This is a genomic window from Micromonospora sp. NPDC000207 (assembly GCF_040300925.1).
Lineage (GTDB): Bacteria > Actinomycetota > Actinomycetes > Mycobacteriales > Micromonosporaceae > Micromonospora.
On record NZ_JBEPEQ010000062.1, the window covers coordinates 1 to 14,613 of the forward strand.

The following is a 14,613-nucleotide window of genomic DNA, read 5'->3' on the forward strand; positions in this document are numbered from 1 at the left end:
CCGGCGGCGAGGACCAGCAGCGGGCGGCGGGGCACTGCCAGGAGGGCGACGAGCTGACCCGGCTCCGCTGTCGCTCGCAGATGGGACCAGACCACCACCCCCGCCGGCCCGGTCCGGTTCACCGCCTCGACCAGCGCGGCCGGGGGGACCCGGGCACCGAGCATCCGGTACGCCACCCCGGCCTCGGTGAGGGCGGCGGCGAGCGCTTCCAGCGGGAGGGTGTGTTGTTCCTCATCCGCGCAGGAGAGCAGGATCCGGGCCGGTCCGGTGGTGGCGTCGGTGCGGATCACGGTGGCGAACGCCTCGGAGACGCACCGGGAGAAGAGGTGCTCGACCTCGATCAGCCCGCCGGTGGCGACGTGCCGTTCGCCGATCCCGGCGAGCACCGGACGGAGCAGCCCCTCCCAGGTGGCGATCACCCCCTCGGCCGCCAGGTGTCGGGTGATGGTGGTGGCGATGGCCACCGTGTCGAGGCGCATCGCGGCGCGGGCCAGCCCCCGGGCGGCGGGACCGGCCCGGCCGACCGGGATCGTGGTCCCACCACCGGCCCGCCCGACGGGGATCCGTTCGACTGCGGCCCGGCCGAGCGTGACGGTCGTCGCGCCGTCGTCGCGTACGCCGTTGACCCGGGCCGAGGCGGCGATGCCGGGGGCGGTCAGGTCGGGGGCCTGCCGCGCCCAGCGGGCCGCCTCCGCCGGGCTGATCCCGTCGGCCGTCAGCCGCCTCATGATCTCCAACCGGGCCATGTCGGCGGGGGTGTAGCGCCGGTGGTGACCCGGGGTGTGCTCGCTGGGGCCGAGCCCGTACCGCTGGTGCCAGGTGCGCAACGTGGTGACGGCCACGCCCAACCGGCGGGCGACAGCGCCCGCGCTCAGCGCCTCATCGGCCACCCGACGGCTCCGCACCGTCAATGGCCGGGGGCGTACCACAGGCCGTCCCCTCCGGGCCGGTGGGCCGACCGGGAAGGTCCGTGGGGTGCAGGAACCTGTCGATCACCCCGCCCAGCCACGGCGCGTACGTCTGCGGTTCGGCGACCAGGCCCGCCGACACCTCGCCGGGGTCGGCCCAGCGCAGTTCGGCCACCTCGGTCGGCTCCGGGTCCGGCACCACGTCGGCGGGGAGTGCACCCCGCAGGACGTGGTCGTACTCGAACTCCACCCGCCCGGTCTCCGGGTCCTCGGCGCGGTAGACGTACACCCCGACCTCGGTCAGCTCGACCGGGCCGATCCCCAGCTCCTCGGTGAGCCGACGGTTGGCGGCGGTGACCGGTGACTCGCCCGGTCGGGGGTGCCCGCAGCAGGAGTTTGCCCACCGCAGCGGAAAGCGGGTCTTCACCGCCGCCCGGCGTTGCAGCAGGACCTGTCCGGTGGCGTCGGTCAGCAGCACCGAGAAGGCCCGGTGCAGCCGGCCCGGCGGGTGGTGGGCGTCGGCCACGCTCGCGGTGCCGAGCGGCGTACCGGAGTCGTCGACCAACTCGACCGGGTGTCCCTCCCGGGACGTCATCGGGTACCTCCGGTGATGCGTTCGGCGGCCAGCTTGCCGGAGATGAGCACCATCGGTACGCCGACCCCGGGCTGGGTCCCTGAGCCTACGAAAACCACGTTGGACAGTGTGCGGTGGAGGTTGGACGGACGGAACGGCCCGGTCTGGAAGAGGCTGTGCGCGGCGGCGAACGGGGTGCCCGCCGCCATGCCCTGGTCGGCCCACTCGGCCGGGGTGACCGCCCGGAGCACCTCCACGCCGTCGCCGAACCCGACGTACCCGCGCTCCTCAAGGGTGCCGACGAGCTGGTCGCTGTAGCGTTCGGTGAGGTCGCCGCGCCACTGGAAGGGTGCCCGGTCGAGGTTGGGCACCGGGGCGAGGACGTAGTACGTGTGCCGGTCGGCCGGTGCGACGGAAGGATCGGTCCGGCTCGGGTTGGTGACCAGCAGCGACGGGTCGGTCATCAGCTGCCCCCGGCGGATGACCTCGTCGAAGGTTCCCTTCCAGGCCCGGCCGAAGTGGATGTTGTGGTGGGCGATCTTCCGGTAGCCCTGCTTCGAGCCGACGTGCAGCACCACGCAGGAGGGGGAGTAGGTGAGGCGGCGGGTCCGGGTGGGCGGCAGGAGGTCCCGGTAGGCCACCGGCAGGTCGGGGTTGAGCACCACCACGTCGGCCTTGATCAGCTCACCGTCGGTGGTGACGACCCCGGTGGCCCGCCCGTTGACGGTCTCCACCCGCTCGACTGTGGTGTCGTACCGGAACTGGACGCCGTGCTTCTCGGCGGCACCGGCCATGCCCTTGGAGACCGCGTGGATGCCGCCGCGCGGGAAGTACACCCCGGCCACCGAGTCCAGGTAGGCGATGACCGTGTAGATGGCGAGCGCGTCGTGGGGGGCGAGCCCGGCGTACATCGCCTGGAAGGAGAAGATCCGCTGGGTGCGCGGGTCACGGAAGAACTGATTGATCTTGGTCTGGAGTCGGCGGAACGCGCCGGAGGCCAGCAGCTTCAACAGGTTGCCGGTGAGCAGGTCGGTCGGGGCGTCCAGGTTGCGCTCGATGAAGTCGGTCCGCTCCAGCCGCCACAGCTCCCGGGAGTAGTCGACGAAGCGCAGGTAGCCGTCGGCCTCGCGGGGGCCGCAGAGCTTCGAGATCTCGGCGGCCATCCGGGTGGTGTCGGTGAGCACGTCGAGGGTCGACCCGTCCGGGTAGTAGGCCCGGTACGCCGGATCCAGCGGAGTCAGGTCGAGCCAGTCGGAGAGCTCCTCGCCGACGGCCCCGAGCGCCTCGGCGATCAGGTCGGGCATGGTGAGCACCGTCGGGCCGGTGTCGAACTCGTACCCGTCCACGGAGAGCCGCCCGGCCCGTCCACCAGGCACCGGCTCCCGCTCGACTACTGTCACCTGTCGGCCGCTGCCGGCCAGGTGCAGCGCGGCGGCCAGCCCGCCCAGACCGGCACCGACGACCACCACCCGGTCCGTACGTCCGCTCACCGTCCGCACCCGGACCACCTCCTGTTGCGAAGACTGCTCATCATGCCTGCCGCCGGGTGGCGGTGGCGGCGAGACCTGTCAGCGCGGTCCGCGCGGTCTCGTCCATCGACGCGGCGTCCAGTGCGGCCAGCGCGTCGGTGACCCGATCGGTGATCATCTGCTCGATACGGTCGACCGCCCCGGTGTCCAGGACGATCTCGGCCAGCCCGGCTGTCGTCTGGTCGTCGGCTTCGGTGCCGGCCCGTTCCAGGAGCCGTCGCTGGGCCGGGGCGGCCAGTTGCCGGGCCAGCATCAACAGCGTGGTGGGCTTGCCGGTACGCAGGTCGTCGCCGGCCGGCTTGCCGGTGGTGGCCGGATCGCCGTAGACCCCGAGCAGGTCGTCGCGGAGCTGGAACGCCTCGCCGACGGCCAGCCCGTACCTGGTGTACGCCGAGACCAGGGGATCGTCGGCGGTGACCCCGGCCAGGTAGGCCCCGAAGAGCAGCGGTCGTTGGACGGTGTAGCTGGCCGTCTTGTAGCGGGCCACCCGCAGCGCCCGGTCCACCGACCAGTTCGCCGCGTCGCTCTCGCCGAGGACGTCGAGGTACTGCCCGGCGACGGTCTCGACCCGCATCTGGTCGTAGCAGCGACGCACGTCGAGCAGCCGGTCGGCGGGGACTGTGGCGTGGGACATGAGCCGGTCGGCCCAGACCATGCACATGTCGCCGACGAGCACCGCGACCGCCTCACCGAACCGGCCGGAGTCCCCCCGGTGTCCGGCGGCGGCGTGCTGGGCGGCCAGTGCGACGTGTGCCGTGGGTCGGCCTCGGCGGGTCGCCGAGGCGTCCATCACGTCGTCGTGGACCAGCGCGAAGGTGTGCAGGAGTTCCAGTGCGGCAAGGGCCGGCAGCACCGGGGGGAGGGAGTCGTCGTTGCCCGCCGCCCCGCGCCAGCCCCAGTAGGCGAAGGTCGGCCGGACCCGCTTGCCGCCGGAGAGCACACAGTCGCGTGCGGTCGCGGCGAAACCTCCCATCGCTGCGTCGATTTCGGTGAGCTGATCCACTTCGGCGGTGAGGAAGGCGGTGAGGGTGTCGTCCACCGCCGTGACCAGGTCTTGGGTGTACGCGGCCAGGACCGCGCGGACCGGATCGTCGCCCTCGGCCGGTTTCGCCGGCGCCAGGCGGAGCGCATTATCCGCAACTGCGTCGTTGGCCATGTGGGCGAGCGTACCCTAGGGTTACGAGTTGCGTCGATTGGTGCGTCGAATTTGAGGAGAGCCGGTGGACATGGACCTCACCGCCGCCTATGACCGTTGTCGTGAGCTGCACCGACGACACGGCCGTACCTACTATCTCGCCACTCGGCTGCTGCCCGCTTGGAAACGGCGGCATGTGCACGCTTTGTACGGATTCACCAGGTATGCCGACGAGATCGTCGACCGGACCGAGGACCTGCCCCCCACCCAGCGGGCCGCCCGCCTCGACGACTGGGCCGGACGGTTCCTCGCCGGGCTGCACGGCGAACAGGTCGACGACGAGCTGCTCCCCGCCGTCCTGCACACCATCGCCGTGTTCGACCTGGAGCGGGACGACTTCGCGTCCTTCCTCAAGAGCATGGCGATGGACCTGACAGTCACCTCCTACCGCACCTACGACGCCCTGCTCGACTACATGGAGGGCTCGGCGGCGGTCATCGGCACCATGATGCTGCCGATCCTGGGCAGCTCCGACCGGGCGGCGGCCCGCGAACCGGCCCGCCAACTCGGCTTCGCCTTCCAGCTGACCAACTTCGTCCGGGACGTAGCCGAGGACCTCGACCGGGGGCGGACGTACCTGCCCGACGAGGACCTGGCCGCCTTCGGGGTCACCCGCGACGACCTGTTCGCGGCCCGGCAACGGGGCCGGAGCACCGAACCCATCAGGGAACTCATCCGGTACGAGGTCGCCCGCGCCCAGGCGCACTACCTCGCCGCAGCCCCCGGGATCACCCTGCTCGACCCCGCCTCGCAGGCCTGCATGCGGACCGCGTACGCGCTCTACGGCGGGATCCTCGACGAGGTGGCAGCGCAGGACTACGACGTCTTCGTCCGGCGGGCCACGGTGCCGCAGCGCCGCCGGATGTCGGTGGCCGCCCGATCCCTGCTCACCCCCACCGGCACCCCGGTGGTGGTGCCCGGCCCCGAGCTGACCGGCGAACTGCCGCCCATCGACCGGACCCCCCGAATCGACGCACCGACAGTCGTACCGCAGACCGTGTCGCCGTCCGGGTCGCCGACCGGGTCGCCGTCCGTGTCGCCGTCCGGGTCGCCGACGGTGTCGCCGTCTGTGTCGTCGACGGTGGAGGCGGTGCCGCCGACGGTGGTGGACGTGGCACCGGTGCCCCGACCGGCAGTCGGGTGACTGCGGTGCGTACCGCGATCGTGCTGTTCACCCGCGACCTGCGGGTGCACGACCACCCGGCGCTCGCCACCACCTGCGCCGCCTTCGACAGGGTGGTCCCCGCCTACGTCCTCGACCCCACCCTGGCCGACCGGTCCCCGAACCGGACCCGGTTCCTCCACCAGAGCCTCGCCGACCTCCGGCAGACCCTGCGTGGCCTCGGCGGGGACCTGGTGGTGCGACACGGCGACCCGGTGGCCGAGACGATCAAGCTGGCCGGTGAGGTGGGGGCCGAGGCGGTCGCCCTCTCTGCCGACGTCAGCCGGTACGCCCGCCGACGCGAGCGCCGACTGCGCGCCGAGTGCGAACAGCACCGCCTGCACCTGCGACTCTTCCCCGGCCTGACAGTCGTGGACCCGGGTGCCCTGCAACCCGGCAGCGGCGACCACTACAAGGTGTTCACCCCCTACTTCCGGGCCTGGCAGGCCACCGACTGGCGGACCGGGCTGGCCGCACCGGAGAAGATCGACCTCCCGGGTGGGCTGTCGGTGGGCCGGCTGCCGGCCCTCCCCGCCGGGGAGTCCCCCGACGCCGCCGTCGGGGGCGAGACCGTCGCCCGGTCCCGGCTGCGCGACTGGCTGCCCACCCACGACGGGTACGGCGACACCCACGACGACATGGCCGGTGACCACACCTCCCGGCTGAGCCCGTACCTGCGGTTCGGCTGCCTCTCCCCGCTGGAGGTGGCCGACCGGGTCGGGGACCGGGAACACCCGTTCGTCAGGCAGGTCTGCTGGCGGGACTTCTACTACCAGGTCGCCGGGGCCTTCCCCGACCTCGCCCGGACCGCCTACCGCTCCGGGGCCACCGAGGACTGGCGGTACGACACCGACGTCCTGGACGCCTGGACCGAGGGGCGGACCGGAGTCCCGATCGTGGACGCCGGGATGCGGCAACTGCGCGCCGAGGGGTGGATGCACAACCGGGCCCGACTGATCACCGGCGGCCACCTCACCAAGCAGCTCAAACTGGACTGGCGGGCCGGGTTGGCGGTCTTCGGCAGGTGGCTGCTCGACGGGGACGTACCGAACAACTCCGGCAACTGGCAGTGGGTGGCCGGGACCGGCACCGACACCCGCCCGTACCGGGGGTTCAACCCCGTCCGGCAGGCCGAGCGGTACGACCCCGACGGCGCGTACGTCCGCCGGTGGCTACCGGAGTTGGCGTCGGTCGACGGGGTCGCCGTCCACCAGCCGTGGCGACTGCCCGAGGCGCAGCGCAAGGGGCTCGACTACCCACCCCCGCTGCCGCCCCCCGGCCCACCCCCGCCCTGGCTGCGGTGAACCGTGGCGGGTGTCCGTCCGTAGTGACGACGCCCGACCCGTAGCCAACCCGAAAGCAGGCGACCCCGTGCAGACAGGCAAGCCGAACCCAGGTTCATCCGCATCATCGTCCGGCACCTCTCGACCAGGCCATGACCAGGTCAGTGTCATGAGGGCGTGGCTCGATGACTCGGTGAAAGAGATGCTCGACAGCGAGCTCAGCCCGAGTGATCAGCTCGAACTAGCGATGCTGGACCAAACCAAAGAGGACCTTGCTGAGCTCGCGAAAGAGAACCGTCACTATCGGGGCCTGAAGTCGGCGTTGAAGGGAGGTTCGTCCCTGGTGTCGCATTCGACTGTTCAGAAGCAGTGGGACAAGCTGCAAGGTGTGAGGGCCGAGTTCAATGAATATGTGCGTGGGTTTATGGCCTACTCGGAGAGCCCATCGCCGAGTCCTCCGCCGAGCCATCGAGCCTCTGCCGAGATGTCTCCTCCGTTGCTGCCGGCCAACGTCGACATGCTTCCTCCGCAAGTGAACCTCCGGCCCCTGCCGGCAAATCGCGAGATTCCTCCTCCTGTGCCGGTGTTCGACCCCGCGACTCAAGACTGGGCCGCCGCATTCGTTCCGGGCCGGCAACGCCACAGGGGCGGTCCGTCGAGCAGCACCCCGTCCAACCGGACGCCCGGACCGCGCCGAGGCGGAAGAAGCCAGTAACCCACACCCTGTTGCGATGCGCGACGACGGCTGAGCGTCGTATCGCGTCTCGCCACCGCGTTCTCGCGCTGTGTCGCGTTGCCCGTTTTCGGGTGCACGGCAAGCCGTGCACCCGACGCATCTCCGGGATCTTGGACACTTGTTGTCAGTAGCTGACAACAAGTGTCCAAGATCTATGTGGCGGCAACGGTAGCGGGGATGCGGGGAGCGGGAACGGGAGCGGCGAGCGGGGGAGCGGTGAGCAGGGAGCGGCAAGCGGGAGTGGGGGGGGCGGGAGTGGGGAGCGGGTAAGGGAAGGTGGGTTGGTGGTTGGAGAGAGGAATTCGGGCACATCGGTGGCTGGAACGGCCGTCGATGGGTGATGCTGGCGGGATGGCTGATCCGGAGCTGGTGGACGTGGTCGTGGTCGGGCTGGGCGTGGGCGGCGAGGAGGTCGCCGGGAAACTCGCCGAGGCCGGTCTGACAGTCGTCGGGGTCGAACGTGACCTGGTCGGCGGGGAGTGCCCGTACTGGGGGTGCATTCCCAGCAAGATGATGATCAGGGCGGCGAACGCCCTCGCCGAGGCCCGTCGGGTCGACGGGTTGGCCGGGACTGTGCAGGTCAGCCCGGACTGGGCACCGGTGGCGAGGCGGATCCGCGAGGAGGCGACCGACGACTGGGACGACCGGGCCGCCGTGGACCGGTTCGTCGGCAAGGGGGGCCGGTTCGTCAGGGGTGCCGGGCGACTCGACGGACCGGGTCGGGTCCGCGTCGGCGACCGGGTGTTCCAGGCCCGGCACGGGATCGTCCTCGGCACCGGGACCCGGCCGTCGATCCCGCCGCTGGACGGGCTCGCCGAGACGCCGTACTGGACGAATCATCAGGCGATCGAGGTCGAGGAGTTGCCGACGGAGCTGGTGGTCCTCGGCGGTGGGGCGATCGGGTTGGAGTTGGCCCAGGTCTTCGCCCGGTTCGGCGTCCGGGTGACGGTCCTGGAGGCGTCCGACCGGGTCCTGGCCGTCGAGGAGCCGGAGGCGTCCGACGTCGTCGCCGCCGCGCTGCGCGCCGACGGTGTCGAGATCGAGACCGGCGTCCGCGCCGAGCGGGTCGACCACGACGGATCCCGGTTCACCGTGTACGCCCAGGACGACAGGCGGTTCACCGGCGAGCGGCTGCTGGTGGTGACTGGCCGCCGGGCTCAGTTGGACGAGTTGGGGTTGGACACCGTCGGGGTCACCGCCGACCAGCGGTACCTGCCTGTGGACGACCGGATGCACGTCACGGAGGGGATCTGGGCCGTCGGTGACCTGACCGGTGAGGGGGCCTTCACCCACATCGCGATGTACCAGGCCGCGATCGTCGTCGCCGACGTGCTCGACCACGCCCGCCGGGCCGAGGCCGGTCCGGACGCCAGCGGTACGTCGAGTGTGGTCGGGGGAGCGGCGGGGGCGGTCAGCGCGGTGGGCGGGGCGGTCGGTGGTGCCGCCGCCGGTACGGTTCCCCGGGCCGACTACCGGGCACTGCCCCGGGTCACCTTCACCGATCCGGAGGTCGGTGCGACGGGCATCACCGAACGGCAGGCCCGTGAGCGTGGGGTCAACGTGCAGGTCGGGGTGGGGCGGTTGGAGTCGTCCACCCGGGGGTGGATCCATCGGGGAGACGGCCTGATCAAGCTGGTCGCCGACGCCGACCAGGGGGTGCTGGTGGGGGCCACCTCGGTCGGTCCGGCGGGTGGGGAGGTGCTGTCCGGGTTGGTGGTGGCGATCCACGCGGCGGTTCCGATCAGTCAACTCCGCCACATGATCTACGCCTATCCCACTTTTCACCGGGCCATCGAGGACGCCCTGCGCGACCTCAAGTGACCGTCGAATGCCTGCATATTCCGATACAATTGGACAAATTGTCAGTTGGCTGTGCGACATGTGATGGCGAGCGGCCGTAATAGCCTGTCGCGGTGTCGAGCAGAGCCTCTTTCCTCACGCGACTTCCGGAACCGGCCCGGGCGACCCTCGGTTGCCTGACGGCAGTGGCTGTCGCCGCCGCGACGATCTGGTACGTCGGACCGTGGTCGTCCGATCAGGAACCGCAGTTTGGCCCGGCCCGGCCGGTCGGAGCACCGGTCTCGGTCTCCGGTCGTACGGTCTCGGTGCTCGGGGCGGGTGACATCCTCGTCCACCCGCAACTGTGGGACCAGGCGCGCCGCGACGGTTCCTTCGGCTACCTGGACTTCCGGCCGATGATGGCGGGAGTCCGGTCCACGGTGTCGGAGGCCGACCTGGCCCTGTGTCACCTGGAGACCCCGGTCGCCCCGCCCGGGGGGCCCTACGTCGGGTTTCCCAGGTTCAGTGTCCCCGAGGAGGTGATCGCGGGCATCAAGCACGTCGGGTACGACGGCTGCTCGACCGCCTCGAACCACACCATCGACCAGGGACTCGACGGCGTCCGGCGGACCCTCGACGCCCTGGACCGGGCGGAGGTGGGGCACACCGGCAGCTACCGCAGCCGCAAGGAGTCCACCCAGCTGCGGATCTACCGGGCGCAGGGGGTGCGGATCGGTCATCTGAGCTACACCAAGAGCTTCAACGGGCTGCGCCCGAAGCCCGGGCAGGGCTGGATCGCGCAGCTCATCGACCCGGACCGGATCGAGCAGGACGCCCGCCGTCTCCGGTCCGCCGGTGCCGAGATCGTCGTGGTCAGCCTGCACTGGGGCACCGAGTACGAGCACGAGCCCGACGTCGACCAGCAGACCTGGGCCCGCAGGGTGGCGGCGATCCGGGACGTCGACGTGGTCTTCGGTCACCACGCGCACGTCGTCCAGCCGGTCGAGCAGGTAAACGGCAAGTGGATCGTCTACGGCATGGGCAACCAGCTGGCGCGGCACGCCGAGCCGGTCAACGCCAACCGCGACGGGGCCATGATCCGGGTGACCTTCGGTTCGAAGTCTGCCGCCGATCGGTGGAAAGTGGTGGCCATAGAGGCGATTCCCACCTTTGTGGATCTGAATCCGGATATCCGTTTGGTCGATCTGGAACGCGAATTGGCCGATCCGTCCCTGACGCCCGGACGACGGCGGATCTACGAGGCGGCAGTCGAGCGGATCCAGGGAAATCTGCTCACCAGATCCGCCGACGAAGCAGGTCTGGTGGTGCGGGCGACACCGCCGCCGGGTCAGTGACGACAATCAAACAAACAGTTTTGTCGTACCTCTCGAACCGGGAACCGAGGATTGCTAGCATTCCGGCGCCGGTCGATCTTGCCGGTGATCCGTCCGGTCGGTCGGGTCTGACCGGGAGGGCGACAGGGTTCGGTGTTGGACAATCAGGTGCGCTCCGTACCCCGATCCCCCGACGACTCGCCGGAACAGCTGCTCGCCTGGCGTCGGCGGGCCCTCGACCAGCAGTTGCCGGCAGCGGCCTTCCCGGCCGGGACGACAGCACCATCCCTGGCCTACCTCTGGGCCACCATGCTGGTGGTGGCCGTGGCGATCCTCGGGTTCTCGGTTAACGCCGACCGCGCGGTACCGCCGGCTGTCGTCGACTCCCAGCTCGACCTGGTGTCCCGCCTGGCGGCGGCGATCCAGACCTCGGCGCGTACCACAGCCGAGGAGTTGGACGGCACCGTCGCCGGGCGGGGCGGCGCGACCGACGAGGACCTCCTCGCCCGGGTGGTCGCCGACGGGGGCCCGTGGATCGGGGCGGCGATCGTGGCGAACGCGGACCGGCGTCCGGTAGCCACCCGAGGTGCCGAGGTGCCGGTCGGCCTGCTGCCGGCCGTCCTGCCGGCGGGCAGCACAGTCGCCGTCACCACCCCCGACGACCCGATGCTGGTACGGGGAGTCGTCCTGGACCCGGATCGGACGCTGCTTGCCGTCCAGCCCCTGACGATGCGCAACCTCCGGCTGAACCCGGACGCCGGACACGGCATCTTCATGCTCACCCCCGACGGCGGCACCAGCCTGATGCAGGGGGCCAACGCCGTCGACGCCACACACCTGCCGAAGATCCTGGAAGGACTGCCCGAGTCGACCTCCCGGCAGAGCCGCGAGGTGCTGGTCAAGGAGTGGTCCGACCGTCGGCTCGTCGTCTCGTCAGCACCGGTACGCGGCACCGGCCTGGTGGTCGCCTCCGTCCTGACCGCCGACGTGACCGAGGGGACGTCGGCGGTCACCGGACTGCTCCTGGGGCTGAGCCTGCTCGCCGTGGCGGCCCCGGCCTTCCTGCTGATGCGGATGTTCCTGGTCCGGCCGGTGCGGGCGCTGCTGCGACAGGCAAAGGCCGACGCGTGTGGCGCGACCACCACGACCCGCCCGACGTACCGGATCGTCGAGGCGTACCGGATCGACAGGGCTCTCGCCCTCACCTCCGGGGCGGGACTGGCCCCGGGACGACGGTGGCGTCCCACGGTCCTCCAGGGGCTCACCGTCGCGGTGGTGATCGCCCTGCTCTGGCCGGTGGCGGCGGTGGTGGTGACACTTCGGATGCCCACCGCCTCGATCCCGGCCCAACTCGTCAACGACAAGGAGAACCGGGCGGAGGAGGCGAGCAGCGCACTGGGCAACGCCCTCGACGGGGGCCTCCAGTCGGTCCGGCAGGTCGCCCGCTCGGTCGACCCGGGTAACCGGACGGGTGCCACCCGGTTGGTCGAGAAGGGACTCGCCGACGAACGTCGACTCCGGGCGCTCTACCTCGTCGACCGGGACGGCACGGTACTGACACGAGCCGGTCGGGAGCCGCTGCGCACCACCGGACCGCTTCCCGGCGAGACCGGAGTGCACCTGGACCCGTCGATCACCCGGCTGCCGGTGGTGTACGCGTACCACCGTGTCCGTGGCGACGGCCATGCGCTGATCGGCGAGTTCGACCCGGACCGCCTCCTCGGTCTGGTCCGGCGCATCGACGGCCGGGTCCGGGTGGTCGACTCGGAGCTGCGGACCGTCCTCGACTCGGTGGGATACCAGGCGTTCCAGCTCCTCGAAGGAGACACGGCCCGGGAGGTGGCGGTCGAGGCGCTGCCCGGGGACACAGTCAGTCGATCCGCCGACGCCGACGGCGAACCGGTCCTGATCGCCGCCGCAGGTCTGGCCACTCCGGTCACCGTCGCCCACCTGGAATGGTCGGTGGTGGTCGAGCAGCAGGTCGCCGCCCTCCGCCTGCCGCAGCTCATCGAGCGGCGCTGGACGCTGCTGGTAGCCGGCGCGGTGGTCGGCATCGTCCTGCTCACCCAGATGTGGCAGCTCTACATCTTCGTCCGGCCGCTGCGCCGGCTGGCCGCCGTCGCGGACCGGATCGCCGACGGCTCGGTGGATGTCCCCGTCCCCCCGCAACGTCACGACGACATCGGGGCGGTCGCGATGTGTCTGGAGATCTGCCGCCAGGTGCGGCACACCGGATCCGCCCGGTTCGGCGGCACCATCCGGATCCGAGGCTCGGAGGCGAACTTCACCAAGGTGCTGCCCCGAGTCCGGCGGCCGGCCGCGACCGCGGCCAGAGAGGGCTGACCGGTGGCCTACCTCTACACCGTCTACGGTCTCTGCTGCCTCGCCCTGCTCGTCGCCGGGGTGGTCGAACAGCGCAACCACTACCGCAACCTGGAGCGGATTCCGCATCGGGTGCTCGTCAACGGCATCCGGGGAAAGAGTTCGATCACCCGCCTCTGTGCCGGTGCGCTGCGCGGCGGCAACCGGGTCGTGGTGGCCAAGACGACCGGGACGGCGGCCCGGTTCATCTTCCCCGACGCCAGCGAGGAGCCGGTACACCGCAAGTTCGGCATCGCCAACGTCGTCGAACAGATCGGCATCGTCCGCCGGGCCGCCGTGTACCACCCCGACGCCCTGGTGATCGAGTGCATGGCGGTGATGCCGGCGCTCCAGGAGATCAACCAGAGCAAGCTGATCCGGTCGAACATCGGGGTGCTGTGCAACGTACGGGAGGACCACCTCGCCGAGATGGGCCCCACCCTCGACGACGTCGCCCGGTCCCTGTCCCGGTCCATGCCGGTCGGCGGGGTCTGCATCACCGCCGAGAAGGACCGGCTGGCCATCCTCGAACAGGAGGCCGCCAAGCGGGAATGCCGGTTGCTGGCTGTGGACCCGGAGACGGTGACCGACAGGGAGATGGCCGGGTTCGGGTGGATCACGTTCAAGGAGAACGTGGCCATCGCGTTGGCCGTGGCCGAGCAGCTCGGCGTCGACAGGCAGAGTGCCCTCGCCGGGATGTGGGCCGCCCCGCCCGACCCGGGGGTGCTCTCCGTCGCCCGGGTGCTGCACGGGACCAAGCGGGTCCGGTTCGCGAACATCTTCGCCGCCAACGACCCGGAGTCGACGTTCATGAACATCGAGCAGTTGGAGAAGCAGGGGCTCGTCGGTCGCCCGCTGACCATGGTCGTCAACTGCCGACCCGACCGGATGGAACGCAACGGTCAGATGGGCGCCCTCAGCGGCCGGGTACGCCCGGAGAGCATCGTGCTGATCGGGGAGATGACCCGCAGCGCCCGCACCAACGTCCCGGCCGAACTCCAGGACCGGGTTGTCGACCTCGGCGGGAAGATCCCCCCGGACCGGCTGTTGACCGAGGTCCTCGCCGCCACCGGGCAGGACTCCTCGATCGTCGCGGTGGGCAACATCCACGGTCAGGGCGAGGTGCTCCTGCACGAACTGGCCGCCCTGCCGAGCTGGGACCCCCAGGACCAGGGCCGGGCCGAGTCGATGCTGCGGACCCCGACGGTGCCCCGCCCCGACGTGGACGCCGCGACCGTACCCCTGATGGAAAGGATCCGCCGGTGACCTTCGGGGGAGAACTCAGCGCCCAACTGGCGACCGCCTGCCTCGGCATCGGTCTGGTCTTCGCGCTGCTGTGCTACCTGACCACGAACCTGTCCCCCGGAGGGATGATCACGCCGGGGTGGATCGCCCTCGCGTTGATCGAGGATCCGCTCCAGGCCGGGGTGATCGTGGTGATGACCGTGGTGACGTACGGCCTCACCCGGCTGATGCAACGCATTGTCATCCTCTACGGCAAGCGCCTGTTCGCGGCGATCGTGCTGCTGAGCGTGTTCCTCCAGATGAGCCTCTTCGTGCTGGTCCAGGGGGAGCTGCCGTTGCTCTTCGCCCACCAGACCCTCGGTTTCGTCGCGCCGGGGCTCATCGCGTACCAGCTCGTCCGGCAGCCGCCCCGGGCCACAGTCATCGCCACCGCACTGGTCACCGCCATCACCTACGGGGTGGCGTTCAGCGGCGTCGTGGCCGGCTTCGTCCCGGTCACCTGACCCT

Annotated in this window: 10 protein-coding genes and 1 pseudogene; 7 read left to right on the plus strand and 4 right to left on the minus strand. The window is 70.9% G+C overall.

The genetic code is table 11. The features are described 5' to 3' along the window. The 4 genes from ABT336_RS16640 to ABT336_RS16655 form a co-directional block, all read right to left on the minus strand. The coding region (locus ABT336_RS16640; protein ID WP_350897491.1) for a MerR family transcriptional regulator at positions 1 to 890 on the minus strand (890 nt) is incomplete at its 3' end. Further along, positions 880 to 1,503 carry an isopentenyl-diphosphate Delta-isomerase gene (gene idi / locus ABT336_RS16645; protein ID WP_350897492.1) on the minus strand — a complete coding sequence of 208 codons (624 nt, stop codon included), beginning with the start codon at positions 1,501 to 1,503 and terminating at the stop codon, positions 880 to 882. The genes ABT336_RS16640 and idi, both read right to left, overlap by 11 nt. Then, a complete protein-coding gene (gene crtI, locus ABT336_RS16650) occupies positions 1,500 to 2,981 on the minus strand; it encodes a phytoene desaturase family protein (protein WP_350897493.1) in 1,482 nt (493 codons plus the stop codon). Before crtI ends, idi begins: the two co-directional genes overlap by 4 nt. A gap of 31 nt (positions 2,982 to 3,012) precedes the next feature. After that, positions 3,013 to 4,167 carry a polyprenyl synthetase family protein gene (locus ABT336_RS16655; protein ID WP_350897494.1) on the minus strand — a complete coding sequence of 385 codons (1,155 nt, stop codon included), beginning with the start codon at positions 4,165 to 4,167 and terminating at the stop codon, positions 3,013 to 3,015. Between the two features lie 64 nt (positions 4,168 to 4,231). Between ABT336_RS16655 and ABT336_RS16660 the strand changes: the two are divergent. From ABT336_RS16660 to ABT336_RS16690, 7 genes and pseudogenes are all read left to right on the plus strand, one after another. Further along, positions 4,232 to 5,137 (plus strand): annotated as a pseudogene (locus tag ABT336_RS16660) (phytoene/squalene synthase family protein); the annotation flags it as partial. 218 nt (positions 5,138 to 5,355) lie between these two features. Further along, entirely contained in the window at positions 5,356 to 6,672 is a 1,317-nt protein-coding gene (locus ABT336_RS16665) for a cryptochrome/photolyase family protein (RefSeq protein WP_350897495.1), read from the plus strand. A 1,066-nt stretch (positions 6,673 to 7,738) separates the two neighbouring features. Next, positions 7,739 to 9,208, plus strand: a complete 1,470-nt coding sequence (locus ABT336_RS16670; protein WP_350897496.1) for a dihydrolipoyl dehydrogenase family protein — start codon at positions 7,739 to 7,741, stop codon at positions 9,206 to 9,208. Positions 9,209 to 9,492: 284 nt separating this feature from the next. After that, positions 9,493 to 10,521: a CapA family protein gene (locus ABT336_RS16675; protein WP_350897497.1), complete on the plus strand. Its 1,029-nt coding sequence runs from the start codon at positions 9,493 to 9,495 to the stop codon at positions 10,519 to 10,521. A 132-nt stretch (positions 10,522 to 10,653) separates the two neighbouring features. Continuing rightward, positions 10,654 to 12,843 (plus strand): HAMP domain-containing protein, encoded by a 2,190-nt coding sequence (locus tag ABT336_RS16680; protein ID WP_502891193.1) that lies wholly within the window; start codon positions 10,654 to 10,656, stop codon positions 12,841 to 12,843. 3 nt (positions 12,844 to 12,846) lie between these two features. Beyond that, a complete protein-coding gene (gene pgsB, locus ABT336_RS16685) occupies positions 12,847 to 14,127 on the plus strand; it encodes a poly-gamma-glutamate synthase PgsB (protein WP_350897499.1) in 1,281 nt (426 codons plus the stop codon). Next, positions 14,124 to 14,609: a poly-gamma-glutamate biosynthesis protein PgsC/CapC gene (locus ABT336_RS16690; RefSeq protein ID WP_350897500.1), complete on the plus strand. Its 486-nt coding sequence runs from the start codon at positions 14,124 to 14,126 to the stop codon at positions 14,607 to 14,609. The genes pgsB and ABT336_RS16690 overlap by 4 nt, the downstream gene beginning before the upstream one ends. Positions 14,610 to 14,613: the final 4 nt, after the last annotated feature.